Annotated in this window: 23 protein-coding genes, 1 tRNA gene and 1 pseudogene; 11 read left to right on the forward strand and 14 right to left on the reverse strand. The window is 59.7% G+C overall.

Features of this window, described 5'->3' with window-relative positions; genetic code table 11:
• Nucleotides 1–29 precede the first annotated feature (29 nt).
• Together CRN80_RS06710 and CRN80_RS06715 are read left to right on the forward strand one after the other, a co-directional pair.
• Nucleotides 30–1,343, forward strand: a complete 1,314-nt coding sequence (locus CRN80_RS06710; RefSeq protein WP_032894023.1) for a S41 family peptidase — start codon at nucleotides 30–32, stop codon at nucleotides 1,341–1,343.
• Nucleotides 1,344–1,345: 2 nt separating this feature from the next.
• Complete coding sequence (locus CRN80_RS06715) at nucleotides 1,346–2,119, forward strand: divergent polysaccharide deacetylase family protein (RefSeq protein ID WP_098949798.1); 774 nt, start codon at nucleotides 1,346–1,348, stop codon at nucleotides 2,117–2,119.
• Nucleotides 2,120–2,222: 103 nt separating this feature from the next.
• Here CRN80_RS06715 and CRN80_RS06720 read toward each other — a convergent pair whose 3' ends face one another.
• From CRN80_RS06720 to CRN80_RS06750, 7 genes and pseudogenes are all read right to left on the reverse strand, one after another.
• On the reverse strand, nucleotides 2,223–2,978 hold the full coding sequence (locus tag CRN80_RS06720) for an ABC transporter substrate-binding protein (RefSeq protein WP_098949799.1): 756 nt from the start codon (nucleotides 2,976–2,978) through the stop codon (nucleotides 2,223–2,225).
• A 66-nt stretch (nucleotides 2,979–3,044) separates the two neighbouring features.
• The gene (gene hisF, locus CRN80_RS06725) at nucleotides 3,045–3,815 is read right to left on the reverse strand and encodes an imidazole glycerol phosphate synthase subunit HisF (RefSeq protein ID WP_003187786.1); all 771 of its coding nucleotides are present in this window, start codon (nucleotides 3,813–3,815) and stop codon (nucleotides 3,045–3,047) included.
• Nucleotides 3,816–3,824: 9 nt separating this feature from the next.
• Nucleotides 3,825–4,562 (reverse strand): 1-(5-phosphoribosyl)-5-[(5-phosphoribosylamino)methylideneamino]imidazole-4-carboxamide isomerase, encoded by a 738-nt coding sequence (hisA, locus tag CRN80_RS06730; protein ID WP_032894030.1) that lies wholly within the window; start codon nucleotides 4,560–4,562, stop codon nucleotides 3,825–3,827.
• A 39-nt stretch (nucleotides 4,563–4,601) separates the two neighbouring features.
• Nucleotides 4,602–4,859 (reverse strand): DUF2164 domain-containing protein, encoded by a 258-nt coding sequence (locus tag CRN80_RS06735; RefSeq protein WP_032900357.1) that lies wholly within the window; start codon nucleotides 4,857–4,859, stop codon nucleotides 4,602–4,604.
• Nucleotides 4,860–5,498: an imidazole glycerol phosphate synthase subunit HisH gene (hisH, locus tag CRN80_RS06740; protein ID WP_003187782.1), complete on the reverse strand. Its 639-nt coding sequence runs from the start codon at nucleotides 5,496–5,498 to the stop codon at nucleotides 4,860–4,862.
• Nucleotides 5,498–6,094, reverse strand: coding sequence for an imidazoleglycerol-phosphate dehydratase HisB (gene hisB, locus CRN80_RS06745; RefSeq protein ID WP_003187781.1), 597 nt, complete (start codon nucleotides 6,092–6,094; stop codon nucleotides 5,498–5,500). Before hisB ends, hisH begins: the two co-directional genes overlap by 1 nt.
• Nucleotides 6,095–6,435: 341 nt before the next feature.
• Nucleotides 6,436–8,097, reverse strand: a pseudogene (locus tag CRN80_RS06750) (OFA family MFS transporter).
• Between the two features lie 326 nt (nucleotides 8,098–8,423).
• Between CRN80_RS06750 and CRN80_RS06755 the strand changes: the two are divergent.
• The 4 genes from CRN80_RS06755 to CRN80_RS06770 all read left to right on the forward strand — a co-directional run bounded on the left by CRN80_RS06755 (nucleotide 8,424) and on the right by CRN80_RS06770 (nucleotide 12,152).
• Nucleotides 8,424–10,640: an AsmA family protein gene (locus tag CRN80_RS06755; RefSeq protein WP_098949800.1), complete on the forward strand. Its 2,217-nt coding sequence runs from the start codon at nucleotides 8,424–8,426 to the stop codon at nucleotides 10,638–10,640.
• Nucleotides 10,637–11,704 carry an A/G-specific adenine glycosylase gene (mutY, locus tag CRN80_RS06760; protein ID WP_098949801.1) on the forward strand — a complete coding sequence of 356 codons (1,068 nt, stop codon included), beginning with the start codon at nucleotides 10,637–10,639 and terminating at the stop codon, nucleotides 11,702–11,704. The genes CRN80_RS06755 and mutY overlap by 4 nt, the downstream gene beginning before the upstream one ends.
• Nucleotides 11,701–11,973, forward strand: coding sequence for an oxidative damage protection protein (locus CRN80_RS06765; RefSeq protein ID WP_032894036.1), 273 nt, complete (start codon nucleotides 11,701–11,703; stop codon nucleotides 11,971–11,973). The genes mutY and CRN80_RS06765 overlap by 4 nt, the downstream gene beginning before the upstream one ends.
• Nucleotides 11,974–12,076: 103 nt before the next feature.
• A tRNA-Phe gene (locus CRN80_RS06770) sits at nucleotides 12,077–12,152 on the forward strand.
• Between the two features lie 129 nt (nucleotides 12,153–12,281).
• Here CRN80_RS06770 and CRN80_RS06775 read toward each other — a convergent pair.
• From CRN80_RS06775 to CRN80_RS06790, 4 genes are read right to left on the reverse strand one after another with little or no spacing between them, the layout of a single operon-like run.
• A complete protein-coding gene (locus CRN80_RS06775; protein ID WP_098949802.1) occupies nucleotides 12,282–14,009 on the reverse strand; it encodes an FAD/NAD(P)-binding protein in 1,728 nt (575 codons plus the stop codon).
• A gap of 56 nt (nucleotides 14,010–14,065) precedes the next feature.
• On the reverse strand, nucleotides 14,066–15,727 hold the full coding sequence (locus tag CRN80_RS06780) for an acyl CoA:acetate/3-ketoacid CoA transferase (protein ID WP_098949803.1): 1,662 nt from the start codon (nucleotides 15,725–15,727) through the stop codon (nucleotides 14,066–14,068).
• On the reverse strand, nucleotides 15,724–16,107 hold the full coding sequence (locus CRN80_RS06785) for a cupin domain-containing protein (protein WP_032894038.1): 384 nt from the start codon (nucleotides 16,105–16,107) through the stop codon (nucleotides 15,724–15,726). Before CRN80_RS06785 ends, CRN80_RS06780 begins: the two co-directional genes overlap by 4 nt.
• Before the next feature lie 58 nt (nucleotides 16,108–16,165).
• On the reverse strand, nucleotides 16,166–17,062 hold the full coding sequence (locus CRN80_RS06790; protein WP_098949804.1) for a DMT family transporter: 897 nt from the start codon (nucleotides 17,060–17,062) through the stop codon (nucleotides 16,166–16,168).
• A gap of 101 nt (nucleotides 17,063–17,163) precedes the next feature.
• Here CRN80_RS06790 and CRN80_RS06795 point away from each other — a divergent pair, with 101 nt between their 5' ends.
• Both CRN80_RS06795 and CRN80_RS06800 read left to right on the forward strand, forming a co-directional pair.
• Nucleotides 17,164–18,102, forward strand: coding sequence for a LysR family transcriptional regulator (locus tag CRN80_RS06795; protein ID WP_098949805.1), 939 nt, complete (start codon nucleotides 17,164–17,166; stop codon nucleotides 18,100–18,102).
• A 163-nt stretch (nucleotides 18,103–18,265) separates the two neighbouring features.
• On the forward strand, nucleotides 18,266–18,937 hold the full coding sequence (locus CRN80_RS06800; RefSeq protein ID WP_032894041.1) for a hypothetical protein: 672 nt from the start codon (nucleotides 18,266–18,268) through the stop codon (nucleotides 18,935–18,937).
• A 36-nt stretch (nucleotides 18,938–18,973) separates the two neighbouring features.
• Here CRN80_RS06800 and CRN80_RS06805 read toward each other — a convergent pair whose 3' ends face one another.
• Together CRN80_RS06805 and CRN80_RS06810 are read right to left on the reverse strand one after the other, a co-directional pair.
• Nucleotides 18,974–20,581 (reverse strand): glycosyltransferase family 39 protein, encoded by a 1,608-nt coding sequence (locus tag CRN80_RS06805; RefSeq protein ID WP_098949806.1) that lies wholly within the window; start codon nucleotides 20,579–20,581, stop codon nucleotides 18,974–18,976.
• 87 nt (nucleotides 20,582–20,668) lie between these two features.
• Nucleotides 20,669–21,634, reverse strand: a complete 966-nt coding sequence (locus CRN80_RS06810; RefSeq protein ID WP_098949807.1) for an arsenic resistance protein — start codon at nucleotides 21,632–21,634, stop codon at nucleotides 20,669–20,671.
• A 158-nt stretch (nucleotides 21,635–21,792) separates the two neighbouring features.
• Between CRN80_RS06810 and CRN80_RS06815 the strand changes: the two genes are divergently transcribed.
• Nucleotides 21,793–22,206, forward strand: coding sequence for a hypothetical protein (locus CRN80_RS06815; RefSeq protein ID WP_032894044.1), 414 nt, complete (start codon nucleotides 21,793–21,795; stop codon nucleotides 22,204–22,206).
• A gap of 173 nt (nucleotides 22,207–22,379) precedes the next feature.
• On the opposite strand, the gene gabP is transcribed toward CRN80_RS06815, so the two are convergent.
• Nucleotides 22,380–23,771, reverse strand: coding sequence for a GABA permease (gene gabP, locus CRN80_RS06820; RefSeq protein ID WP_032894045.1), 1,392 nt, complete (start codon nucleotides 23,769–23,771; stop codon nucleotides 22,380–22,382).
• A gap of 555 nt (nucleotides 23,772–24,326) precedes the next feature.
• Here gabP and CRN80_RS06825 point away from each other — a divergent pair.
• Both CRN80_RS06825 and CRN80_RS06830 read left to right on the forward strand, forming a co-directional pair.
• Nucleotides 24,327–25,100: an ABC transporter ATP-binding protein gene (locus CRN80_RS06825; protein WP_003187760.1), complete on the forward strand. Its 774-nt coding sequence runs from the start codon at nucleotides 24,327–24,329 to the stop codon at nucleotides 25,098–25,100.
• Between the two features lie 13 nt (nucleotides 25,101–25,113).
• Nucleotides 25,114–25,866: an ABC transporter substrate-binding protein gene (locus tag CRN80_RS06830; RefSeq protein ID WP_032894046.1), complete on the forward strand. Its 753-nt coding sequence runs from the start codon at nucleotides 25,114–25,116 to the stop codon at nucleotides 25,864–25,866.
• The last annotated feature ends 57 nt before the right edge of the window (nucleotides 25,867–25,923 follow it).

Genomic DNA, 25,923 nt, shown 5'->3' on the forward strand with positions numbered 1-25,923 from the left:
GTCGCATCTACATTAGGAGTTCGTTCGACATGCTGCATTTGTCCCGCCTCACTTCGCTGGCCCTGACGATCGCCCTGGTGATCGGCGCGCCTCTGGCTTTTGCCGACCAGGCCGCACCGGCTGTACCCGCCATGGCTGCGACGACCAAGGCGCCGTTGCCGCTGGACGAGCTGCGCACCTTTGCCGAGGTCATGGACCGGATCAAGGCAGCGTATGTCGAACCCGTAGACGACAAGGCCCTGCTGGAAAATGCCATCAAGGGCATGCTCAGCAACCTCGACCCGCACTCCGCCTACCTGGGCCCGGAAGATTTCGCCGAGCTGCAGGAAAGCACCAGCGGTGAGTTCGGCGGCCTGGGCATCGAAGTGGGCTCCGAAGACGGCCAGATCAAAGTGGTCTCGCCTATCGACGACACCCCGGCGTCCAAGGCCGGTATCCAGGCCGGCGACCTGATCGTGAAGATCAACGGCCAGCCGACCCGCGGCCAGACCATGACCGAAGCCGTCGACAAGATGCGCGGCAAGCTCGGCCAGAAGATCACCCTGACCCTGGTGCGCGACGGCGGCAACCCGTTTGACGTGACCCTGGCCCGCGCGACCATCACGGTCAAGAGCGTGAAGAGCCAGTTGCTGGAGTCGGGCTACGGTTACATCCGTATCACCCAGTTCCAGGTCAAGACCGGCGACGAAGTGGCCAAGGCCCTGGCCAAGCTGCGCAAAGACAACGGCAAGAAGCTCAACGGCATCGTGCTTGACCTGCGCAACAACCCAGGCGGCGTGTTGCAGTCGGCGGTCGAGGTGGTCGACCACTTCGTCACCAAGGGCTTGATCGTCTACACCAAGGGCCGTATCGCCAACTCCGAGCTGCGCTTCTCGGCCACCGGCAACGACCTCAGCGAGAACGTGCCACTGGCGGTCTTGATCAACGGCGGCAGCGCCTCGGCCTCGGAAATCGTCGCCGGCGCCCTGCAAGACCTCAAGCGCGGTGTGCTGATGGGCACCACCAGCTTCGGCAAAGGCTCGGTGCAGACCGTATTGCCGCTGAACAACGAGCGTGCGCTGAAGATCACCACGGCGCTGTATTACACACCCAACGGCCGCTCGATCCAGGCCCAGGGCATCGTGCCGGACATCGAAGTACGCCGCGCCAAGATCACCAACGAGATCGATGGCGAATACTACAAAGAAGCCGACCTGCAAGGTCACCTGGGCAATGGCAACGGCGGCGCCGACCAGCCAACCGGCAGCCGCGCCAAGGCCAAGCCGATGCCCCAGGACGATGACTACCAACTGGCCCAGGCACTCAGCCTGCTCAAGGGCTTGAGCATCACCCGCAGCCGTTGATCATGCGTCTTGCCCTGATCATCGCTGTGCTGTGCAGCCTGGCAGGGGTCGCTCAAGCGGCCCCTGCCAGCGAACCGCACAAAGCCTACCTGACACTGATCATCGATGACCTGGGGCAAAACCTGCCTCGGGATCGCCGCGTGCTCGCGCTACCCGGCCCGGTGACCGCCGCCATCATGCCGGACACGCCCCACGCCGCCGAATTCGCCCGTGAGGCCCACAAGGCTGGCAAGATCGTGATCCTGCACATGCCCATGGACCCGGCCACCGGCCCCTTCGCCTGGCACCCGGAGCTGTCCATCGAAGAACTGGGCAAGCGCCTGGATGCCGCGTTCGATGCCGTGCCCTACACGGCAGGCATCAACAACCACATGGGCAGCCGCATGACCGCACAACCGGTGGCGATGACCTGGCTGATGAGTGAGTTGCAACGGCGCCACAAGTTCTTCGTCGACAGCCGCACCAGCGCGCAGACCGTCGCCGCCGCCGAAGCGCAGAAGATCGGTTTGGCCCATGTGTCGCGGGATGTTTTTCTCGATGACGAACGCACCGAAGCGGCGATTACCACGCAGCTGCAAACCGCAATCAAGCTGGCGCACAAGCAGGGCTCGGCGGTGATGATCGGGCATCCTTATCCACAGACGCTGGCGGTGCTGGAGCGCGAATTGCCCAAGCTCAAGGCACAGGGCGTGGAGTGGATCGATATCAAGTTGATGATCAGCGTGCGCAGTAACCGGGCGATGGCCGGGCATGGCAAGAACGGCATCTATCGCTGACGCCCCCCTGTAGGAGCGAGCTTGCTCGCGAAAAACTTGAGACCGCCGCGTACCCCCTGGATACCCGCGTCATCGTTGACGTCCTTCGCGAGCAAGCTCGCTCCTACAGGTAGTTGGCCATGATCTGGTCGATACGGCCTTCTTCACGCAACTGGTCCAGCGCGGACTGAAGCTTGGCCACCAGCTCATCCGGCACGTCCTTGTTCAACGCCAGGTAAAGCTGCGCACTGTTGAAGCGCAATACCGTCTTGAGCCCGTTCACCCCCACCTGCCGCGCCAGGTAACGCCCGGCAGGGTCGCCTGTGGCCCACAGGTCGATCTGGCCTTCCATGAGCTTTTGCGCATTGTCCTGGTCACGCAGGGCGACAATCGGCTTGAGCCCCTGCTTGTCCAGGCTTTCGGCAATGGCGTCGCCTTTGTAGGCGCCGATCTTGTATCGGCGCGCCTGCTCAAGGTTTTGCAGCTGGATCTTGCTGTCGGCCTTGGCCAATAGCACCCAATCGTCCGGGCCGATGGGGCCGACCCATTTGAACAAGGCTTCACGGTCTGGCAACCGCGCCATCACAAACACGCCGTAACCGGGTTTTTCCAGGGCGAGCTTGTAGATTCGCTCCCAAGGGAAACGCAGGGTCAGGTTGTAGGAAATGCCGGCGCGCTTGAAGGTTTCGCGCATGATGTCTACGGCGATGCCTTCGATATTCTCGTCCTTGGCGAAGTTCTTGCCGTTTTTCGCCATGTTGTAGGGCGGGAAATTTTCCGTCAGCAGCACCAGGGAGGCGTCAGACGGTTGTTCGGCGTGTGCCGTAGCCACCATAAGCATGGAGGAACTGGCGAGGGCGAGCAGCAGGTGTTTGAACATGAAGGCTACCGGAATCCATGGCAAGCGCAGAGAGTGCCGCGAGCCTGCCATGGTGTCCAGCAGCGTTTAGCGCACGACGATACCGCGTGCGGCCATGTAGGCCTTGGCCTCGGGTACTGTGTATTCGCCAAAGTGGAAAATACTCGCCGCCAGCACTGCGCTGGCGTGGCCTTCAAGCACGCCATCGGCCAAGTGCTGCAGGTTGCCCACCCCACCCGATGCGATCACCGGAATGCCCAGGGCATCGCTGATGGCGCGGGTGACGCCCAGGTCGAAGCCGTTTTTCATGCCATCCTGGTCCATGCTGGTCAGCAGGATTTCACCGGCGCCCAGGCCTTCCATCTTCATCGCCCACTCCACCGCGTCCAGCCCGGTAGGCTTGCGCCCGCCATGGGTGAAGATCTCCCAGCGCGGGGTTTCGCCCGGGCCGGACACCTTCTTGGCGTCGATAGCCACCACGATGCATTGCGAGCCGAAGTGCTGCGCGGCTTCGCCGACAAACTCGGGGTTGAACACCGCGGCGGTGTTGATCGAGACCTTGTCGGCACCGGCGTTGAGCAGGTTGCGGATGTCTTGCACGGTGCGCACGCCGCCGCCCACGGTCAGCGGGATAAACACCTGGCTGGCCATGCGCTCGACGGTATGCAGCGTGGTGTCGCGGCCATCGACGCTGGCGGTGATGTCGAGAAAGGTAATCTCGTCGGCACCTTGCTCATCGTAGCGACGGGCAATTTCCACCGGGTCGCCGGCGTCACGGATGTTCTCGAACTTGACGCCCTTGACCACGCGACCGTTGTCGACGTCCAGGCAAGGGATGATGCGTTTGGCCAGCGCCATGGTCAGTCCTCAGCCGTTGTAGGCATCGCAGTAAGCCTGGGCTTCGGCGACGTCCAAGGTACCTTCGTAAATCGCACGGCCAGTGATGGCACCAATAATGCCGGGGGCCTTGGCGTCCAGCAGCGACTTGATGTCACCCAGGTTGTGAATGCCGCCGGAAGCGATCACCGGGATCTTGGTGGCCGCTGCCAGGGCTGCGGTGAAGGGCACATTGCAGCCCTGCATCATGCCGTCTTTGGCGATGTCGGTATAAACGATGGCAGACACGCCGTCGGCTTCGAACTGCTTGGCCAGGTCGATCACCTGCACGGTGCTGATTTCAGCCCAGCCGTCGGTAGCGACGAAACCATCTTTGGCATCCAGGCCTACGATCACTTTGCCCGGGAAAGCGCGGCAGGCTTCGGCGACGAAGGCTGGGTCTTTCACGGCCTTGGTGCCGATGATCACGTAGCTCACGCCCGCTTTGACGTAGTGCTCGATGGTTTCCAGGGAACGGATACCGCCGCCGATCTGGATCGGCAGGGTCGGGTAGCGCTTGGCGATGGCGGTGACCACCTCGCCATTGACCGGCTGGCCTTCGAAGGCGCCGTTCAAGTCCACCAGATGCAGACGACGGCAGCCCCCTTCTACCCATTTGGCAGCCATGCTCACCGGGTCATCGGAGAACACGGTGGAATCTTCCATGCGGCCTTGGCGCAGGCGGACACAAGCGCCGTCCTTGAGATCGATAGCGGGGATAATCAGCATCTGGCAAACCTTATTCGATATTCAGCAATGCTTGGGAAATCAGGGTTTCTCAAGCGACCACAAGTCGCTTTCGATGCTTTCGAACCTTTCTTTAAGGAGCGTCTGCGTGTCGAAAATCGCCCTGTTGTAATAATGCGGCGCCACTTCGGTGGTGAACAGCTCAAGAATTTCGGCGACCTCGAACGAGCCCAGCTTGAGCTCGAAACGGTCCTCCATGAATCGCTTGATCTTGTCGGTAGCCTCACGCTCCTGCTCGGGCGCGAGGTTCAAGATCGGCTGCTTCGGTTTCCTGGCCATTTACCAGCGACCATCCCACGCGGCGAAGTTCTGCAGCAATTGCAGGCCATGGGTATGGCTCTTCTCCGGGTGAAACTGCACGGCAAAACGCGAACCATCGGCCAGCGCGGCGGCAAAATCGACGCCGTAATGCCCGCCACCCACCACCTGGCGCGGGTTACCGGCGGCGATATAGTAGCTGTGCACGAAGTAGAAACGCGCCATGTCCGGAATGTCGTGCCACAGCGGGTGGTCGACGGTGCGGCGCACTTCGTTCCAGCCCATGTGCGGAACTTTGAGGTGCTCGCCCTCTTCATGCAGGTCTTTGCCGAAGAACTTCACCTGGCCCGGAAACAGGCCGATGCAGTCGACACCACCGTTCTCTTCACTGCTGTCGAGCAAGGCTTGCATGCCCACGCAGATGCCGAGGAACGGGCGGTCCTGGCTGACCTCGCGCACCAGGCTGTCAAAGCCCAGGCGGCGGATCTCGGCCATGCAATCGCGAATCGCGCCAACCCCGGGGAACACCACGCGGTCGGCTTCGCGAATCACGTTGGCATCGCTGGTGATCAGCACCTTGCCGGCGCCTACATGCTCAAGGGCCTTGGCCACCGAGTGCAGGTTACCCATGCCGTAATCGATAACCGCGACCGTCTGCATTACAGGACGCCCTTGGTCGACGGCATTTGCCCGCCCATGCGCTCATCGACTTCCACAGCCATGCGCAACGCGCGGCCGAAAGCCTTGAACACGGTTTCGATCTGATGGTGGGTGTTGGTGCCGCGCAGGTTGTCGATGTGCAGGCTGACCAGTGCGTGGTTGACAAAGCCCTGGAAGAATTCCTGGAACAAATCCACATCAAAGCCACGGCCCACATTCGCGCGGGTGTAAGGCACGTGCATCTGCAAGCCCGGGCGACCGGAGAAGTCGATGACCACACGGGACAGTGCTTCGTCCAGCGGGACATAGGCATGACCGTAGCGACGGATGCCTTTTTTGTCGCCGATGGCCTTGGCAAACGCCTGGCCGAGGGTGATGCCCACGTCTTCCACCATGTGGTGGTCGTCGATGTGCAGGTCGCCCTTGCCGACGATATCCAGGTCGATCAGCCCGTGACGGGCGATCTGGTCCAGCATGTGCTCAAGAAAAGGTACACCGATATCGAATCGGGCCTTTCCGGTGCCATCCAGGTTGATCGAGGCTTTGATCTGGGTTTCCAGAGTGTCGCGCTCGACAGATGCCTTACGTTCGGCCATCACCAGCTCCGCAAAATCATTGGGCGAAAAAGGCAGCCATTATAGGGGCGCGGGCGCTAAACAGAAACAACGAAGGGGATAAGACTGATGGAGTGTCGGGGATAGACATGTGCATACATGTGAAGCACAGCCCCTGAAAACCTGGGAAACCAATATGGGAGGGGGCTTGCCCCAATGCCAGTCACCTAAGACTCTGTAGGAGCGAGCTTGCTCGCGAAAAACTCACAGGCGCCGCGTTCATTCAGAAACCGCGCTTTATCGTTGACGTTTTTCGCGAGCAAGCTCGCTCCTACAGAGGGTAATGCATTGGGGCAAGCCCCCTCCCACAAGGGTTTGCAGTGTTAGTGGAACAGTACTGCGGTCTTCTGCAGGGTCACCCACACACCCCACGCCAACGGAATACCCACTACCAGCCACGCGGCAATCGCCAGCGGCTTGCTGGCGGCGGAGGCTTTCCACTCCAGCACGGTGCTCGCATCGGCACCTTTGTCATGGCCCAGCGCCTGTTCGGCGGCAAGTTCTGCATCAGTCATGAAGTACTTGTCGGCCACCGGGCGCACCAGCAGGTTGCAGATAAAGCCCAGCACCAGCAGGCCGGCGAGGATGTACAAGGTGATGTCGTAGGCCGCGGCGCGTTCAACGCCGATGCTCAACTGGTATTCACGCAGGTAGTTCACCAGCACCGGGCCCAACACGCCCGCAGCGGCCCAAGCGGTCAACAGGCGACCGTGGATCGCGCCAACCATCTGGGTACCGAACAGGTCGGCCAGGTAGGCCGGAACTGTGGCAAAACCACCGCCGTACATGGAGAGGATGATGCAGAACGCCGCCACGAACAGCGCCACGTTACCCAGGTGCCCCAGGTTCGGGATCAGCGCATACAGGGCAAAGCCCAGGGCGAAGAACACGAAGTAGGTATTTTTACGCCCCAGGTAGTCAGAGAACGACGCCCAGAAGAACCGGCCACCGATGTTGAACAAGCTCAACAGACCGGTAAAGCCAGCGGCGATGGCCGCAATGGACGCCAACTGGCCCGCATCCAATTGACCAAATGGCACATCGACACCCAGCAACTTGCCGCCGAACACTTCCTGCAGCAGTGGCGAAGCCATGCCGAGGATGCCGATACCGGCCGAGACGTTCAGGCACAGCACCAGCCATACCAGACGGAACTGTGGGGTTTTCCACGCAACATTCACATGCACATGGCGGTGAGTGATCATCGCATTGCTGGCTTTCTTCGCTGGCGCGGTCCAGCCCTCAGGCTTCCAGCCGGTTGGCGGAACGCGATACAGCAGTGCACCACCGATCATGAACACGAAGTAAATCGCCGCCATCACCACAAAGCTCTGCCATACACCGACGCTGGTCGGCGAAGAGAAATGGCCCATCAGTGCTGCGGCCAAAGGTGCACCCACCATCGCGCCGCCGCCAAAGCCCATGATCGCCATGCCGGTGGCCATGCCACGCTTGTCCGGGAACCACTTGATCAAGGTCGAAACGGGCGAGATATAGCCCAGGCCCAGGCCAATACCGCCAATGACCCCGGAGCCGATCCACATCAGCCAGATCTGGTGGGTATAAATACCCAGGGCCGAGATCAGCAGGCCACCACACCAGCACAGTGCCGAGACAACCCCGGCCTTGCGCGGCCCGGCGTGTTCCAGCCAACCGCCCCAGATCGCTGCGGAGCAGCCCAGGAAGATGAAGAACAGGGTGTAGATCCAGCCCAGCATGGAGATGGGCCAGTCGCATTGGGACGAGAAGACTTGGGCGATGAAGCTCATGTCCGGCGCGCAGGCCACTGGCGCGGTGATACCCAGCGCCTTGGACAACGGCAGCCAGAACACCGAGAAACCATAGGCCATGCCGATGCACAGGTGGATGGCCAGGGCGGCCGGTGGAACCAGTCAGCGGTTGAAGCCCGGCTTGGCGATGATGCGCTCCTTGGACAGGAACGCAGGCTGTGCGGCGTCAGTGCCGGCCACAGTGCTAGTGCTCATTTGGTGTTTCCCCCAGTTATTGGTATGCGTCCGTCAGGCGCTCTCTCCCTCGGCCTTGCACGCAAAGCGTGGCCGTTTTGTTGAGTGGAACTTCCCTTTAGGCGCGACCTTAAGTCGCAGAAGGCGGACGAACGTGCAGAGATTAGCACCAGTGGATGTGAGAAAAATCAGATTGCCACTACCTTTTTGGATTATCTGTATTTTTCTGACGTCAAAATCCTATTTCCGCGCCCATGGATACAATGTAACGATCCGTGAACTGACGCGGGCCGTCGAGCGTTATACTCTGCGGCTAAATTTTGAAATCGACATACAAGGACTCGCCCATGAAAGCGTTCGGCAAAATCCTGGGTCTGGTACTTCTCGGGCTGTTGCTGATCATTGTGGCGCTCGGCTTTGCCCTGACCCACCTTTTCGATCCCAACGACTACAAAGAAGAAGTTCGCCAGATAGCCCGCGACAAGGCCCACATCGAGCTGACGCTCAATGGCGATATCGGCTGGAGCCTGTTCCCCTGGCTGGGCCTGGAACTGCACGAGGCCAGCGTCGCGACCCTGACCGCACCCACCCAACCTTTCGCCGACTTGCAGATGCTCGGCCTGTCGGTACGCGTACTGCCACTGCTGCGCCGCGAAGTGCAGATGAGCGATGTGCGTGTCGAAGGCCTGAACCTGCGCCTGAACCGCGACAAGCAGGGCCACGGTAACTGGGAAGACATCGGCAAGAACCTGCCTGACGAAACCACAGGTACCCCCGCTCCCGCGCCGGTCGAGCCCGTGGCGGAAACCAAGCCGGAAAAGCCACCGCAGCCGATCCGCCTGGACATCGACAGCCTGACCATCAACAACGCCCGCGTCGAATACACCGATGAACAGACCGGCAAGCAGCTGAGTGCCGAAAGCATCCAGTTGAGTGCCGGTGCCATCCACGAAGGCGCCAGCATCCCGCTGAAACTCACGGCTTTCCTGGGCAGCAACCAGCCGCTGATGCGGGTCAAGACTGAGCTGAACGGCAACTTGCGCATCCAGCGCGCGCTCAAGCGTTACCAGTTCGAAGACATGCGCTTTAGCGGCGAGGCCACTGGTGAGCCGTTGCAAGGCAAGACGGTGAGCTTCTCCACCCAGGGCCAACTGCTGGTGGACCTGGCGGCCAACGTCGCCGAATGGACCAACCTGAAACTGGCGGCCAACCAACTGCGCGCCTTGGGCGAACTGAAGGCCAATGACCTGGACAAGACCCCGCAGATCAGCGGCGCCCTGTCGGTCGCCCAGTTTGACCTGGCCAAGTTTCTTGAGAGCGTCGGCCACCCATTGCCTGCGATGGCCCCGGGCAGCCTGAGCAAGGTCGAGCTAGTGAGCCGCCTCAACGGCACGCCCACCAGTGTGGCCCTGGAAAACCTGAACCTGAAACTCGATGCAAGCACCTTCAGCGGCCGTGTCGCTGTCGAGGACTTCGCCAAGCAGTCACTGCGGGTACAGCTCAAGGCCGATACCTTCAATGCCGACAACTACTTGCCGGCCAAATCCGAAGCTGCCAAAGGTGCAACCGCTGCACGCCAGGCCGAAGTACAGAGCAGCGAAGCCGGCGCCATGGCGGCAGGCGGCAACACGCCATTGCCGGAGGCGCCGACCAAAGGCGCCTGGAGCAACGACAAACTGCTGCCGCTGACCCGCCTGCGCAGCCTGGACGTGAATGCAGACCTGGCCTTTGGCGAGCTGACCCTGAGCCAATTGCCCATTCAGAACGCGGTGCTCAAAGCTTCCGGCATCGACGGGCAACTCAAGCTCGACACTCTCAGCGGCGGTCTCTACAACGGCACGTTCCAGGCCAACGGCACACTTGACGTACGCCAGGACACACCCGTGCTGGCCCTGCAAAGCCACATCAAGCAGGTGCCTGTTGAACGCATCCTGCAGGCCCAAGGGAAAACCCCGCCGGTCAAAGGCCAGCTCACCCTCGACAGCAACCTCAGCGGCCGCGGCAACAGCCAGAAAGCCCTGATCGACAGCCTCAACGGTACCGCCAGCCTCGTGATCAACAACGGCGTGTTGCTCAATGCCAACATCGAGCAGCAGCTGTGTACCGGCATCGCCCTGCTCAACCGCAAGACCCTGAGCACCACCCCAGGCGGCAAGGACACGCCCTTCCAGGAACTGCGCGGCAACCTCACGTTCCGTAACGGCGTGGCCAGCAACCCCGACCTGAAAGTGCGTATCCCGGGCCTCACGCTCAACGGCAACGGTGATGTGGATTTGCGCGTGCTGGGCATGGACTACCGCGTGGGCATCATCGTCGAAGGCGACAAGCGCGACGTGCCGGACCCGGCCTGCCAGGTCGGCGCCAACTTCCAGGGCATTGAGGTGCCGCTGCGCTGCCGTGGCCCGCTTGAGCTGGGCGCCAAGGCCTGCCGCCTGGACAAGGACGGCCTGGGCCAGGTCGCCCTCAAGGCGGCCGGCAATCGCCTGAACGAGAAGCTGGAAGAGAAACTCGACAAGGTTAACCCCAAGCTCAAAGACGCTTTGAAAGGCCTGTTCAACCGATGAGAAACGAGCAGTTTTCACAAGCGGTGCTGGACTGGTACGACCGCCATGGCCGCCACGACCTGCCTTGGCAACAGGGCATCACCCCTTACCGGGTGTGGGTGTCGGAGATCATGTTGCAACAGACCCAGGTCAGCACCGTGCTCAACTACTTCGACCGGTTCATGGCGTCCTTGCCGACGGTCGAAGCCCTGGCCGCCGCGCCGGAAGATGAAGTGCTGCACCTGTGGACGGGCCTGGGCTACTACACCCGGGCGCGCAACCTGCAGAAGACCGCGAAGATCGTGGTGGCCGAACACGGCGGCGAATTCCCCCGCGACGTGGAAAAGCTCACCGAGCTGCCGGGTATCGGCCTGTCCACCGCTGGCGCGATTGCCAGCCTGAGCATGGGCCTGCGCGCACCGATCCTCGACGGCAACGTCAAACGCGTGCTGGCGCGCTTTACCGCACAAGAGGGCTACCCGGGCGAGCCCAAGGTGGCCAAGCAGCTGTGGGCCACCGCAGAGCGCTTTACGCCCCATACCCGCGTCAACGCCTACACCCAGGCCATGATGGACATGGGCGCCACGCTCTGCACCCGCAGCAAACCCAGTTGCCTGCTTTGCCCGCTGGAAAAAGCCTGCGAAGCCCACATGCTGGGCCTGGAAACCCGCTACCCGATCCCCAAACCGCGCAAGACCATCCCGCAAAAGCGCACGCTGATGCCGATGCTGGCCAACGCCGAGGGCGCGATCCTGCTTTACCGTCGCCCTTCTACGGGCTTGTGGGGCGGCTTGTGGAGCTTGCCGGAGCTGGACGACCTGCAAGACCTGGATCACCTCGCCAACCAGCACGCGCTGGCGCTGGGCAAGCATCAGGAACTGCCCGGGCTGGTCCACACCTTCAGCCATTTTCAGTTGGCCATCGAACCCTGGCTGGTCCAGGTCGAGGAAACCGCCCATCACGTGGCCGAGGCCGACTGGCTCTGGTATAACCTCGCCACCCCGCCGCGCCTGGGCCTTGCCGCCCCGGTGAAAAAACTGCTGAAGCGCGCGGCCGATGTATTGAACGCAGGAGTTTCGTCATGACCCGCACCGTTATGTGCCGCAAGTACAAAGAAGAACTGCCAGCCCTGGAACGCCCTCCTTACCCAGGTGCCAAGGGCCAGGACATCTACGACCACGTCTCAGCCAAAGCCTGGGGCGACTGGCAAAAACACCAGACCCTGCTCATCAACGAAAAACGCCTGAACATGATGAACGCCGAAGACCGCAAATACCTGCAGGGCGAAATGGACAAGTTCTTTTCCGGCGAGGAATACGCCCAGGCCGAAGGCTACGTCCCACCTGCTCAATAATTGATCAAAAACCGGGGTCTGCACGTAAGCGACGGTAATAATTAAATATTTTTTGAAAACTTGCTTGACGACCCCCTGAAAAACCCGTTTAATGCGCCCCGTTGCCCAGATAGCTCAGTCGGTAGAGCAGGGGATTGAAAATCCCCGTGTCGGCGGTTCGATTCCGTCTCTGGGCACCAAAATACCGAGAAACCCCAAGGAACAATGTTCCTTGGGGTTTTTTATTGCCTGCGATTCAACCGGCTTCAGGCCCCGCATCCCAAATGATCTGCGCGGGCTTGATTTAAATGGCCAGGCTCAAAGCGCCCTCAGACCAACTGCGTCGTCGGCGACGCCAGTTCCCCTCGCACGGGTACCCCAAGCACGTTTGCGTTCCCCTGAGCAGCCTTCAGGCCGTAGCGTCTATTCTGCCGGGTGCTCGCCGAAGCAGAAGCCGTACGACCTCTTCGAGTGACAGAGCGACGACGAGGCGCTCGCGCCGAAGGCAACGCCGCGTGAGAGATGCTGCCTGACAATACGCTGAGCGCATCTTCAACCTGACGCCGCGCCAACCTGACGTTGACGTCCATCGCATTCGTCCAGAAATACGTGCCAGCGGCCAGGCTGCCAAGTACCGAGACATGAGGCCAGGCCTCACCAGCTGCACCCACCAACCTTCCTGTCTCGAAGTCCAACTCAAAGCCGCCGAACTCATTGGGCCTGGCCAACTTGCGCCGGAGCAGATTCACCACGAGCGGCACGTCAGACTGTTCCACCTGAACGGAGTAACCGGTGGCGTTGATAACATACTCACTCTCGACGACGGTACGAAATGCACTGCGACGGTCGTCAATGCGCGTCTCAAAGACCTTTGAAGCCTGGTTGTAAGTGACTTGCCTGACGCCGCCGAGCACCAGTATTCGGTCAGCCTTCAGCAACGCCTGCAACTTATGAGCATTTTTGACCGGCACCGAGACTCGGTAAGAAGACCAGAGACTGCCGAATGTCGTCTGGAATACCTGCTTGTCGTCGCGAGACAGGCGATGCCAGACATAATCGATAATGGAGTTGGTCGAGTAAATGACCGACTGCCACAGACGCTCGGCATTGTCTGCCTGCATGATCTCGGACGTTATGTAGTCCAGCACACCAGCGCCCGAATTCATGATGTGCTTCAAGTCCAGGGCGTCACCGGTAACCTCCTCGATCTCACGTAGCAACATCGTAAAGACGTCATGCAGCTTGAGCTGGCCCCCATTTGCATCACAGAAGTTATCGATGTGGGCCCGGGTCAGATGAGTCAGTGTATGAGGCCGATTAAAGGTACCGCGCACACTGGGCAGACGGCCGGTGCGCGATGCCATGACAATTTTCCCCTGGTGCCCGGCTTCTGTCAGTGAGAGCACAGTGTCAATGGCCGACAGCCCGGTCCCTAGCACACACACCGAAGCGTTGGCCGGTATGTTGCGCACCATGTCCCGGGTTGGGTATGGCGTGCGCACGAAGCCAGCCACGTCATTGAGCTGAGTAAACCGCGTCGATGGCAGGTTTCCCATGCTGAGGACAACCCGATCCGCCACGTAGGCCACGCCGCTCTCGGTATCAATGCAAGGGCGCTGGTCAGACAGTGAGATCAAGTCTGTGACGGTTGAGGTCACTGCAGTGACCTTAATGCCATGGGCGCGGGCCACGGCCATCGTCTGCTCATACTGATGTGCCAGGTATCTGCCGAACAGGCTGCGCGGCAGGAAGGCGTGATCGTCGATGACTGTTTGTGGAAAATCTACCGCCTGATCTGCGCCATGCTGTTCCAGCCAGCGAATAAAATGCCGCTTGTCGCCTGCTACCGCAGACATGGCGTCGGCTCGCGTGTTGAGCAAGTTGCACTCAAAGTCGTCCTGGTACGCATAACCCGGCCCAGGTGTTTTCTGTGACTCAAAGATCAGCACATCCAAATGATGACTCAGCCCCTGACGAACAGCTTCATCAATGAGTTGCGTAAAATATGCAACGCCGACAGAACCACCGCCCACTATGGCAATTGTTATTTTTTTCATGGTGTTTTCCAAAACGCGTAGTGCGAAGAATGAAGAGCCATCAATGAAATGATGAGTTAGTCACGCGAACGCCAGTACTTGTCCGTGACAGAGAGCGGCTGATGGAGAAAAATCGACGCAGGCATCAACTCCACGTGGTCAGCCACGATAATATCGGCCGTACTGCGAGCGAGAATATCGCGCTCGATGTCGATACCCGGCGCAACTTCCTTGAGTATCAAGCGGCCGTCTTTCAATACGAGCACAGCCCGTTCAGTGATGAACAGAATCGGGCAGTTGCGTGATTGCGCATGGGCGGCATTGAAGCTCATGTGCTCAACGGCTTGAATAAACTTGGTGATATCCCCTTCACGCTCAATGATTAATTGTCCGGCTTCAAACCCCAGTTCCAAACCACCGGCCGTGAAGGTTCCGCAAAACACCACGCGCTTGGCGCTCTGCGAAATGTTGATAAAGCCACCGACACCGTTGAGCCGCCCGCCGAATCGACTGATGTTGACGTTGCCACCGCTGTCGGCCTGACCAAACCCGAGGAAGGCCAGATCGATTCCGCCACCGTCATAGAAGTCGAACTGGCTGGCTTGATCGAGAATCGCTTGAGGGTTGCTCGAAGCGCCGAATGACAGCCCGCGCGCAGGCGTCCCGCCGATAACCCCTGACTCGACAGTAAGCACATGGGCGGAGCAGCGCTCCTCGCTCGCGACCCTTGCAATGTACTCCGGGGTGCCAATACCCAGGTTAACGATCGGCGCGTTGTACCGGGCTATTTCATACAAGGCTCGGCGCGCGACGATTTTTTTGGCGCATAGCGGTAACGGCGTGACGGCGGTATCAGAGCGTGAACGCCCGGTATAGGTGTTGTTTCTGACCTCACCGTAGGTTTGCCAATGCGTGTCTGGCGTGGATAAAACCAGATAATCCACAAAGATCCCCGGAATACGGATGGTCTGAGGATCAAGCGAGTTACGGTCGACCAATTCCATCACTTGCACGATGACGATACCGCCGCAATTGTGAACGGCCTGCGCCTGGGCGAGGCTGTCCTGAAAGTTGGCTTCGTCCTCCATGCTGATATTGCCGTCGACATCTGCTCGGCTTCCGCGCAAAAAGGCGACATTGATGGGCATTGACGGATAGAAAAGTTCTTCACGCCCCCCAACGTTTACTACTGAGATCAGCTCTTCAGTCGTAGCCGGGCCGACTTTGCCCCCCTCCTGCCTGGGGTCGATGAAGGTGTGCAAACCGATCCCTGAGAGCACCCCACTTTTGCCCCCGGCGATTGAGCGGAACAAGTGGCTTATCACGCCCTGAGGCCAGTTGTGCGCTTGGATTTCACCACGCAGTGCCATCTGGCCTATCGACGGGGCAAGGGCCCAGTAGCCTCCGATCACCTTTTTCAGCAGGCCTTTGACAGCCAGTTGATTAAGCCCACGGCTGGCCTTGTCACCCTGACCGGCCGCAAAAACCAGGGTCAGGTCTGATGGCTGCGCGGTAGCGGCAAAGCGCGCCGCCAGCGCTTCGGTGAGCAAGTCAGGGTGCCCGCAACTGCCGAACCCCCCAGTGGTAATCGTGCAGTTATCGGGTACCAGGGCGGCCGCCTGGCTGGCGGTGATGACGCGCTTTGGCTCCATTACGTAATCACTGCCGAACGAGGCCGCTGCAAGCGCAGCTCCCGGGGCCGCCTGGACGTTGAAGCCGCTATTGAGGGCGCCCATCATGCCTGCGCCTGCGCCAGGGAAACGGTCTGCACGGGCTTTTCCCACACCACCAGGAAGGTGCAGCCTTCATCGCTCCACAGCGCATGCTCACTGTCAGGCGGGCAGACTTCAAGCGTGCCTGCTGGGTGTGCACCGGCATCGTTATGCAGCACGCCATCGAGCACGAAAATCAGTTCGTAGCCAGGATGAAGGTGGCGCTGGGTACGGGCACCCGGCTGATAACGTACCAGGGCAGCCGACGGGCCATCCACTTCCGGGCCTTGGTACAAATGCACGATATCGGTCTTAGTTCGGCCATTGGCGGTATAGGGCACCCACGGCAAGGCTTCTTTGCTGCGTACTGCGTTGAGTACATCTTTAAGGATTTGTCCGGTATGCATGATACTTCCTTGTTCGCTGGATAAAGAGGCGTTAGATAGGGGGGGTTAAACGTTGAGTTCACTTCTTGACATGGGTGCACGCATAAACAGCCAGTGCGGTAATCGCAAAACCTACGGCGTTAATTGTACTGAACGATTCACCGAGGAATACGAAGCCCATTAAGGCTGTCACTGCGGGAATAAGATGGAACAGGCCTGCTACTTTGCTCGCCTCACCTTTGCGCATGAGAATGTAGAGGATGCTGATAGCGCCAATAGAGTTGACCAGTGACAACCAGCCGGACGCGAAGATCATTGTTGGGGTCCACTGAACCGCGAGGTTTTCAAAGTGATCGGCGAGAAAGAACATCACGAAAGAGGCCGTGGCCAACTGAATAAAACCGCCGGTGCGCAAGTCCATGCCGGTGCAGTATTTCTTCTGATACAGGCTGCCGGCCGTGATGCCAACCAGTGCCAGCACTACGCACAAGTAACCTGTCAGGCTCGCCGTCGCACTTACACCCAGCTGTTCATAGACCACCAGGGCGACACCGAACAATCCGCCCACCAAGCCAAGCCACTCGACACGACTGACTTTTTCGTTAAGAAACCGGGTGGCGCCCAATGCGGTAAACACCGGCATCGTGCCGACAATCAGCGCGGCCACAGCAGCCGACACGCCCAGATCCAGCCCCATGTACAGGCCAGCAAACTGAAGCGCCTGGATCAAGATGCCCACCACCACCAGATGGCCGAACTGAGCGCGGGTTTTCGGCCACGGTGCTTTAGTCGCAAGCGCCACGCCCAGCAGGATCAGCGCCGCACTGGCAAAGCGAATGAAGATCAGGGTGTAGGGCCCCACAAAGGGGAGTGCCACTTTGCCAACGACATAACCGGAACTCCACATGACGATGAAGAGCAAAGGCAGTAGAGTGGCGGGCAGGGCAATATTGAAACTTCTGGTCAGGGCTTTCATGAATCCTCCAAGGTTTAACCGCTAGAGAATTCAAAGTATTTAACCCACCCGCTGCGCACAATACGGCCAAAAAGAACAAGCCTGTGTCCTCTGGAGAAACAATGGAATCTTTCTCAGAAAATATTTCGGATGTCTTTGTTTTCGTTAAAGTTGTCGAACTGAAAAGTTTCTCCAAAGCGGCCCGTTTCTTCGGTTCGACCACCTCAACCGTCAGTAAACAAATGCGCAGGCTTGAGGAAACGCTCGGGGCCAAGTTGTTAAACCGCACCACGCGAAGCCTTGCGCTCACAGAAGCGGGAGAACTTGCCTATCAGCACGGTGTTCGGATTACCGAGGAAACCGGCGCATTACTCAACTCGGTCGAGAGCTTGCAATCAGCGCCCCGAGGCCACCTGCGGGTCACCACATCGGTTGCCTTTGGCAATCTCCACTTGAGCAACCTGGTTGGGCAATTCCTCAACGCCTACCCCGATATCAGCGTCACGCTCTCTTTGAGCGACCGCTATGTGGATATTGTCGAAGAAGGGTTCGATATTGCGATACGTCTGACCAGTACGCCCGTTGACAGTTTTATAGCGCGACGCTTAGCCAAACTCGACTACGTGTTATGTGCAACACCCGGTTATTTAAGCAGCCACTCCCCCATCGCCACGCTCGGTGATTTGGCCGCACATAATTGTTTGATCAATGGTCTGGCGCGCGAAGCATCCTGGCGTTTTATTCGCGACGGCGAAGTGACCGAAGTGCGCGTATCAGGGCGTTTCTGCGTCAACAGCAGTGAATCTGTGAGGCAGGCCGTGATGGAAGGTGTGGGCATAGGCTTGCTGCCCACGTTCTCCATCGCCGAGGATCTGCGCAAGGGCAGCCTCAGCGTGATTTTGCCCAAGTACATTGCAGAGGGCACTTTCGGCGACAGCATTCATGCGATTTTCTTGCCGAGCAAGTTTGCCGTGCCCAAGTTGCGGGTCTTTGTGGACTTCCTGATTGAGAAATTCGAAGACGGTGGTGGATGGTTGCCAGCCCCGCAGAAGGCTGAATAACCACGGGTGCCATGACGACCAAGACCGCGGCCCTGTATCCTTAGTGGCTTAGTGCCTGCGATTGGCAGAGGAAAGCCATGAGGCTTTTATCCTCCGTGCTGGTTATTTTTCTCTGGGTTCAATCGTTCAGCCTTTACCCAATTCTCAGTTGTAAGGTTTTTTCATGACCCGCTTCTTGCTTTGCACCCTATTAATACTGACCGCCCTGCTCAGTGGGTGTGCCACGCAGTTGGACGTAGCAATCAACGCGACGCCTGATCCCGATTATCAATTTGACCGACAGGCAACCGTGTTGGTGACCTCCACGGGCGGCAGCGATGAAAACTCGCTCAATGCCCGCTACTACCTGCGCGATATGGTCCGCGCCATGCAGGACCAGGGCTTTCGCAATGTCTTTACCGATACCACGCTGCCCAAGAACCACGCGCCGATCAAAATGACCGTCACCCTGGATGTCGACAGCAAGCAGGTGACGTATCGCTACACCGCTACCGAATACGGGCAAGTGGCAAAAAGCACCACCACCCAATGCAAGAAGAACAAGAAAAAGACCGACCAGCTGACCTGCACCAGCACCCCAAACACCTCCTACGGCCCGGTAGGGACCTCGGAGCGCACCGGCTACACCACGCTCACTACCTTCCGGGTCACGGCTCGCGATGAAGCGAGCAGGCGTGCGGTCTACCTGCTACGGGCGTCGTCCTATAACGACGATTGCCAAGCCGCCAAAGTCGAAGCCTTTCTGGTACAGCAGGGTTTGCAGAACCTGAATTTCCAGGACCGTGTGCAGCGCAACTATACGGTCACGATGCCTGAAAGCTTCCGCTGCAAATAATCATCTGCTCGGCGGGCCCTTTGCTAAAGGGCCACCTTACTTGAGCAAAAACACCATCAACGGGTTGTCATTCAAGCGCCCCTGATAGCTCGGCGCCAAGTGCTCCACCGGCGAGCCCTTCAACAGCGCAGTCTCCTTGCGCGACACAATCACCCAGGAGGGCCGGGGCAGCGCCGCCAGTTTCTCAAGCTCGTGACGCCCGACAAACAGCGGCTGTTCATCGTGATCCAGGTTCATCATGTAGCGCACCGCCCAGGTATCTCGCGCCAGGTCGACAAACACCAAAGGGCCCGGTTGCGCCTGGCGCAACGCCTCCACCTGGCTGACAAACCGCCGGGTATCGAATTGCAGGTCCTTGGCCGGCTCTATCACCGTCACCAGCAACAGCCATTGTGCTGCCAGGGCGATCAGGCTGAGCCACACCAACCGCCATGCTCGCCGCCAGGCCAGCAACGCCGCAACTTGCAGCACCACCAACGCGCCGATCATCAACGGCAAGGAAATCTGCGGCCAGTAGCCCTGCTTGTGCCAGGCGTGTCGACACACAAACACCACCACCACGCACAACGTCGGCAGCGCCGCGACCAGCCATTCGTAGCCACGGCGCACGCCTACCAGCCAGCCTTGCGCATGCAGTAGCCCATAGGCGGCGACCGCCGCGAACATCGGCACCATGGGCAGAATGTAATAAGCACGCTTGAAATGCGGTACCGACAGGCCGAACAGAATGATCAAGCCGCAGCCCCCAAGGCGCACCAGCAATTGCAGGTGCTCATTGGCCCAGCGCTCGGGCCAGCGATGGCGCAACGCAAACAGGGTCGCAAACGCCAGCGGTACCACCGGAAAGTAACGGTACAAGCTCAGTTGAAAATAGAAGTAGAACGGCTCACCCGACTCATCCAGACGCCCACCGACTTGCATCTTGAAGACTTCATCGGCAAAGGCATCACCACCGCTGAACCGCGCAAGCTTCATCAGTAGCCACCAGCACGCGGCGAGCAGCACCAAGCCGATAACGCCGTGGGTCAGCACCTGTCGGACACGCTCCCCCGGCTTGCCCAACGCCCAATACACACATACCACCGCGCAGACCTCAATCAACCCCAGCGGCCCACGTATCGCAAACCCGAGGATGAACAACGGGAACACCGCCAGTTGCCTCAGCCGTGACCCGAGGCGCTCGCCGGTGTGCAGCAGGTAGAAACTGCCCACGCATAACAACGCGACCATTTGGTCCAGGCACACCGAGCGCGACTTTTCGAGCAACTGAGCGGTGAGCAGTGTGAGCAGCACCGTCAGCAGCGCCCAGGCACGGCTGTAGGGTGCCAGCAGGCGGTACATCAGCGCGATCACCCCCGCCGAGGCGAGCGCCGTGGGCAGCACATTCGCCAAGTGGTTCGGCGCGTCAAACAAACGGGCGAATAGATAACTGAAGAAGGTCGCGGTGCCGGGGTAATCCGCATAGGGCTGGCCGTAGGTGGTGGGGAAAAGGCTCGCACCATGGCGATACATTTCCTGCATGAACAGCGCCCAACGCCCGTCAAAACCCTGGGGCTGCTGATCCCAGATGCCCACTGTGAATAACAAGAGAGCGACCAGGAAAATACCCAGTGACTCCAGGCGAAAACGGTTGCGGTGATCCATCGGGTGACCTGTCAGGTGGGAAGCGCTGGCGTATGGTGCCGAACGCGCCCCTGAATGGCGCCTGAACAGATCTGAACATTCACGCGGTTACCGACTGGTGGGCCACACCACTGCCGGAATCAGGCGAACGTAGAGCAATTCGGCAACCAACTCGATCAGGGTTTGCAGGATCACCACCGTTGCGGCCAAGCCGCGCACATCCTCCGGCAGGGCCAGCGCCAATGGCAAAACCACCAGCGAGTTACGGGTCGACGCACTGAAGGTCACCGCCCGCGCCGTCAACGCTGGCAGTGCGAACAGCCGCGCAGCCACAATGCCCATCAGCGGCGCCAGCAACACAAAGGCCACGTAGACCGGAATGACTGGCAGCAACAAATTGATATCCCGTACCACCGCCGTGATGTGCGAAGCCAGCACTACAAACAACACCAACGCCATTGCCGGCACCGGCATCCACGCCCAGGCACTGTTCCAACGTCCAATAGCGCTCGAACGCCGCGCGAGAGCGCTGGTCAGGACCGCCAGAAGCATCGGCACCACAATCAACCCCACGAACGCCTCGACAAAAGGCCCTGCAGCCACCACCACGGAGGATTGCTCGCCCAACATCAGCCCCAGGTAGACCGGCAACAACAGCAGTTGCAGCAACAGCAGCAGCGGTGTTGCCGCCAGCATCGACCGCGAATCGCCCTTGCCGATATGGGTAAACACCACCACATAGTCGATACAGGGCGTCAGCAACACCAGCAGAGCGCCCACCAGCAACGCCGGGCGTTCCACCAGGCCGCGGGTCAACCCCCACACCAGCAAGGGCACCAGGATGAAATTGGCTAACAGCAAGGCCGCCAGGAAACGCTTGTTGCCCACGCCTTGGCGCAGTTCCAGGAAGGGGATTTGCAGAAACATCGCGTACATCAGCACGGCGATGGCAGGTGTCACCCAAAGGCTGAGGCCATGCGCTGATAAGGGCCAGAGCAGGCCGAACGTGACGGCCACAAAGACGGCAACGAAGTAGATAGGGACCTGATGGTGTTCCAGGGTGTCACGGGTCATGGGCGAGCTCGGGTGGGTCAATAGACTGTCAGCCTAAGTACCCGCGCAGAGAAGGTCGAGCATTACAGCAATCACTGCCGCCCCAGAAACCCTTGGGATTTCCCCCAACCTGCGCTTCAATACACCCTCTAGACCCAGACCCCAAGGACGTCGAGCCCATGGCCTCGCCAAACAAGCAGCAAAAACGCGCCCACCGGGCAAAAGCCAAGGCCAAGCAAAACCGCACCCAGCGCGCCGTGGCACACAAGCCGGATGCCTTTGCGGGCGACGACAGCCGCATCGACCTTGAGTCGGTGGATTTGACTGAACTGTTCGTCGCGATGCGTGCCGCCGGCGAGATCAGCCAGCAGGCGCTGTGTGCGGTGTTCCTGGCGCACCCGTTGCTGGCGTTGGTGCTGGAGCAGGAAGGCGAAGAGGAAGCGACCGACTTTATCCTGGCGGCGCTGATCGAGTATCGGCAGTGGGCGACAGACAGCGATGACGAAGCCGCGGCGTTAGCGTGGATCGAATCGCCGCAGTTCCAGGCCGATTACGTGGCTGCCTCCCAGGCGCTGACAAACTCAGCTGACTGACACACAACAACATCTGGCGCCATTGCCCCCTGTAGGAGCGAGCTTGCTCGCGAAAAACGCCAACGATAACGCGTGGTTCCTGAGTAAACGCGGCGCCTATTGGTTTTTCGCGAGCAAGCTCGCTCCTACAGGCATTAGGGTAAGCCCCCCTTCCACATTTACTCAGTATTGCGTCAGTTAAGGGCCGCAGCGCCCAATCGTTGAGCCTTGCGCCGGCTGGCCACCACCAACCCCGCCAACACCACCAGCAAGCTCAACACCCCCGTCGCGATGATCTCGACCCGGTGCGCTTCCTGGAACAGCATGATGGTCAACGTACCGACGATAAACACCATCACCGCGTACGTCAGGCCAGGAAACAACCACATCTTGAACACGATCTTCTCGCCCGCCGCAGCACGCTTCTGGCGCATGCGCAGTTGCGACACGGCAATCACCAGGTACACCAGCAACGCGATGGCGCCAGAGCTGGCCAGCAGGAATTCGAACACCGCCGCCGGGGCGACGTAGTTGGCGAATACCGCCAGGAACGCAGCACCGGTAGACAGCAACACCGCCCAATAAGGCGTGCCGCTCTTGTTGGTACGCTTGGCCACGGCCGGTGCGTCACCGCGACGGCCCAGGGAAAATAGCATGCGCGACGCGGTGTACAGCGCCGAGTTGAGGCAGCTGGTTACGGCAACCAGCACCACCAGGTCGACAATCAGCTTGGCGTTCGGAATGCCCATGCGTTCCAGCACAGTCTGGTAGGAACCTACGGCCGCCAGGGTCGGATCGTTCCAAGGCACCAGGGACACCACGATGAAGATCGACAACAGGTAGAACAAACCAATCCGCCAGATCACCGAGTTGGTGGCCTTGGTGATTTGCTGGCCAGGGTTCTTCGATTCGGCGGCGGCGATGGTGACAATCTCGGTGCCCATGAACGAGAACATGGTGGTCAGGATCGCCGCCAATACCGCGCCCATGCCGTTGGGCATGAACCCTTGGGTATCGAACAGGTGCGAAACACCGCTGACCTGGCTGGTGGGCAAGAAGCCGAAGATCGCGGCCAGGCCGAGGATCACAAAGCCGACGATCGCAACGACCTTGATCAATGCAAACCAGAACTCGAATTCACCGTAGTTTTTCACGCTGAACAGGTTGGTTGCGGTGAGCAACAAGGTAATCACCAGGGTGAACACCCAGATCGCCACGTCGGGGAACCAGGCGTGCAGGATGGTCGCCGCCGCGTTGGCTTCCAGCGGAATCACCAGCACCCAGAACCACCAGTAGAGCCAGCCAATGGTGAACCCGGCCCAGTGGCCGATGGCCCGGTCGGCATAGGTAGAGAACGAACCGGTATCCGGTGACGCAACGGCCATCTCGGCCAGCATGCGCATCACCAAGACCACCAGCGTGCCGGCAGCTGCATAGGCCAACAGTACAGCCGGGCCGGCAGCAGCGATCGCATGGCCGGAGCCGACAAACAAACCGGCGCCGATGACACCGGCAATCGACAGCATGGTGACGTGACGCGGTTTGAGCCCCTGTTCGAGGTCATTGGAGCTTTGCGTACTACTCATTGACACACCTTTGCGAGGAATTGCGAAAACGGTTCGCCCGGCTTGCAGCCTTTCTCGTGAAAAGAATCCAACAGGGCGTTCTTTATTTTTTACGCAAGATTTGCGCCAAAATATTTCAGAACCACAGTGGGCGGGGGCTGTAGGACAATTCGCCACCCATCGCAAGTCATTGAGAACAATGGCATTCCGCTATAGCGTTACCGTGCGACTCACATTCACGGCGCACCGACGCACCAAAAACACACACAAAAAGTACGTGACGCCCCATAAGCGGGCTGATATGGACCGTTTGCCCGGTTAACCCTTCCAACACCCGGCCAAAGCTGGCACCATCGCGCCCTTTTTTACGCGAAGCCTGTGGATTTTTCCGGGTCAAACGTCTGTAGGTTGTTGATGGCGCGACACGCTGCTGCGCCGATGCGACACCCTGCCGCAGACCATCGGTTAACCGTCCGCAGCGCTGTTGGCTGTCGTCCAAACGCTATGCTAGCTTGGCGCCTCGCCAGGAAGGCGGCCCAACAGCGAAGATCGCAACGAACACAATGAGGACCGCACATGGCCCAGGCCACGCCCGCGCTTGAAATCCGCAACTTGCATAAACGCTATGGTGAGCTTGAGGTACTTAAAGGTATCTCGCTGACCGCTCGCGACGGCGATGTGATCTCGATCCTGGGTTCCTCCGGTTCCGGCAAGTCCACTTTCCTGCGCTGCATCAACCTGCTGGAAAACCCGCACCAGGGCCAGATCCTGGTGGCCGGTGAAGAACTCAAGCTCAAGGCCGCGAAAAACGGCGAACTGATGGCCGCCGACGGTAAGCAGATCAACCGCCTGCGCAGCGAAATCGGGTTTGTGTTTCAAAACTTTAACCTGTGGCCGCACATGAGCATCCTCGACAACATCATCGAGGCTCCTCGGCGCGTGCTCGGCCAGAGCAAGGCCGAAGCCATAGAAGTGGCCGAGGCCCTGCTGGCCAAGGTCGGTATCGCCGACAAGCGCCACGCCTACCCTGCCCAGCTCTCTGGCGGCCAACAACAACGTGCGGCGATTGCGCGTACCTTGGCGATGCAGCCTAAAGTCATTCTGTTCGACGAGCCGACATCGGCGCTTGACCCGGAAATGGTCCAGGAAGTACTAAATGTGATCCGCGCACTGGCCGAAGAAGGCCGCACGATGCTGCTGGTCACCCACGAAATGGGCTTCGCCCGTCAGGTATCCAGCGAAGTGGTGTTTTTGCACCAGGGCCTGGTCGAGGAGCAAGGATCGCCACAGCAGGTGTTTGAAAACCCGCTTTCGGCGCGCTGCAAACAATTCATGTCCAGCAACCGCTAACGGAGCAACATGCATGCAGAACTATAAAAAATTCCTTCTGGCCGCGGCCGTCTCGATGGCGTTCAGCGCCACGGCCATGGCAGAAACCTTGAAAATGGGGATCGAAGCGGCCTACCCGCCGTTCAACAATAAAGACGCCAGCGGCAACGTTGTCGGCTTCGACAAAGACATCGGCGACGCCCTGTGCGCCAAGATGAAAGTCGAGAAGTGCGAAGTGTATGTGTCCGACTGGGACGGCATTATCCCGGCCCTGAACGCCAAGAAGTTCGACTTCCTGGTGTCTTCGCTGTCGATCACCGACGAGCGCAAGCAGGCGGTGGATTTCACCGACCCGTACTACTCCAATAAGCTGCAGTTCATTGCGCCCAAAGCCACGGCCGACTTCAAGACCGACGCCGCTTACCTCAAAGGCAAGGTGATCGGTGCGCAGCGCGCAACGCTGGCCGGTACCTACCTGGAAGACAAGCTGCCGGACACCGAAGCCAAGCTCTACGACACCCAGGAAAACGCTTACCTCGACCTGACCTCCGGTCGCCTCGACGGCATCCTGGCCGACAAGTACGTGCAGTACGAATGGCTCAAGAGCAAAGACGGTTCGGCCTATGAATTCAAAGGCGAGCCGGTGGTAGATAGCGACAAGATCGGTATCGCCGTACGCAAAGGCGACCCACTGCGCGAGCGCCTGAACAAAGCCCTGGCAGAGATCAAGGAAGACGGCACCTACAAGAAGATCAACGACAAGTACTTCCCGTTCAGCATCGAATGATCTGAACGGCCTGCCCGGCGCGCTCCTGGTGAGCGCGCTGGCTTTTAGCAATGCCTG

This window comes from Pseudomonas sp. FDAARGOS_380 (genome assembly GCF_002591235.1).
Lineage (GTDB): Bacteria > Pseudomonadota > Gammaproteobacteria > Pseudomonadales > Pseudomonadaceae > Aquipseudomonas > Aquipseudomonas salmasensis.

Excerpts from the sequence above, each read along its gene's own strand:
- CRN80_RS06830 (WP_032894046.1), top strand. The coding sequence starts at position 25,114 with ATGCAGAACTATAAAAAATTCCTTCTGGCCGCGGCCGTCTCGATGGCG.
- CRN80_RS06800 (WP_032894041.1), top strand. The coding sequence starts at position 18,266 with ATGACCCGCTTCTTGCTTTGCACCCTATTAATACTGACCGCCCTGCTC.
- CRN80_RS06810 (WP_098949807.1), bottom strand. The coding sequence starts at position 21,634 with ATGACCCGTGACACCCTGGAACACCATCAGGTCCCTATCTACTTCGTT.
- CRN80_RS06815 (WP_032894044.1), top strand. The coding sequence starts at position 21,793 with ATGGCCTCGCCAAACAAGCAGCAAAAACGCGCCCACCGGGCAAAAGCC.
- hisF (WP_003187786.1), bottom strand. The coding sequence starts at position 3,815 with ATGGCGCTGGCCAAACGCATCATCCCTTGCCTGGACGTCGACAACGGT.
- CRN80_RS06765 (WP_032894036.1), top strand. The coding sequence starts at position 11,701 with ATGACCCGCACCGTTATGTGCCGCAAGTACAAAGAAGAACTGCCAGCC.
- gabP (WP_032894045.1), bottom strand. The coding sequence starts at position 23,771 with ATGAGTAGTACGCAAAGCTCCAATGACCTCGAACAGGGGCTCAAACCG.
- CRN80_RS06715 (WP_098949798.1), top strand. The coding sequence starts at position 1,346 with ATGCGTCTTGCCCTGATCATCGCTGTGCTGTGCAGCCTGGCAGGGGTC.
- mutY (WP_098949801.1), top strand. The coding sequence starts at position 10,637 with ATGAGAAACGAGCAGTTTTCACAAGCGGTGCTGGACTGGTACGACCGC.
- CRN80_RS06795 (WP_098949805.1), top strand. The coding sequence starts at position 17,164 with ATGGAATCTTTCTCAGAAAATATTTCGGATGTCTTTGTTTTCGTTAAA.
- CRN80_RS06755 (WP_098949800.1), top strand. The coding sequence starts at position 8,424 with ATGAAAGCGTTCGGCAAAATCCTGGGTCTGGTACTTCTCGGGCTGTTG.
- CRN80_RS06720 (WP_098949799.1), bottom strand. The coding sequence starts at position 2,978 with ATGTTCAAACACCTGCTGCTCGCCCTCGCCAGTTCCTCCATGCTTATG.
- CRN80_RS06825 (WP_003187760.1), top strand. The coding sequence starts at position 24,327 with ATGGCCCAGGCCACGCCCGCGCTTGAAATCCGCAACTTGCATAAACGC.
- CRN80_RS06735 (WP_032900357.1), bottom strand. The coding sequence starts at position 4,859 with ATGGCCAGGAAACCGAAGCAGCCGATCTTGAACCTCGCGCCCGAGCAG.
- CRN80_RS06780 (WP_098949803.1), bottom strand. The coding sequence starts at position 15,727 with ATGATGGGCGCCCTCAATAGCGGCTTCAACGTCCAGGCGGCCCCGGGA.
- hisA (WP_032894030.1), bottom strand. The coding sequence starts at position 4,562 with ATGCTGATTATCCCCGCTATCGATCTCAAGGACGGCGCTTGTGTCCGC.
- hisH (WP_003187782.1), bottom strand. The coding sequence starts at position 5,498 with ATGCAGACGGTCGCGGTTATCGATTACGGCATGGGTAACCTGCACTCG.
- CRN80_RS06775 (WP_098949802.1), bottom strand. The coding sequence starts at position 14,009 with ATGAAAAAAATAACAATTGCCATAGTGGGCGGTGGTTCTGTCGGCGTT.
- CRN80_RS06710 (WP_032894023.1), top strand. The coding sequence starts at position 30 with ATGCTGCATTTGTCCCGCCTCACTTCGCTGGCCCTGACGATCGCCCTG.
- CRN80_RS06790 (WP_098949804.1), bottom strand. The coding sequence starts at position 17,062 with ATGAAAGCCCTGACCAGAAGTTTCAATATTGCCCTGCCCGCCACTCTA.
- hisB (WP_003187781.1), bottom strand. The coding sequence starts at position 6,094 with ATGGCCGAACGTAAGGCATCTGTCGAGCGCGACACTCTGGAAACCCAG.
- CRN80_RS06785 (WP_032894038.1), bottom strand. The coding sequence starts at position 16,107 with ATGCATACCGGACAAATCCTTAAAGATGTACTCAACGCAGTACGCAGC.
- CRN80_RS06805 (WP_098949806.1), bottom strand. The coding sequence starts at position 20,581 with ATGGATCACCGCAACCGTTTTCGCCTGGAGTCACTGGGTATTTTCCTG.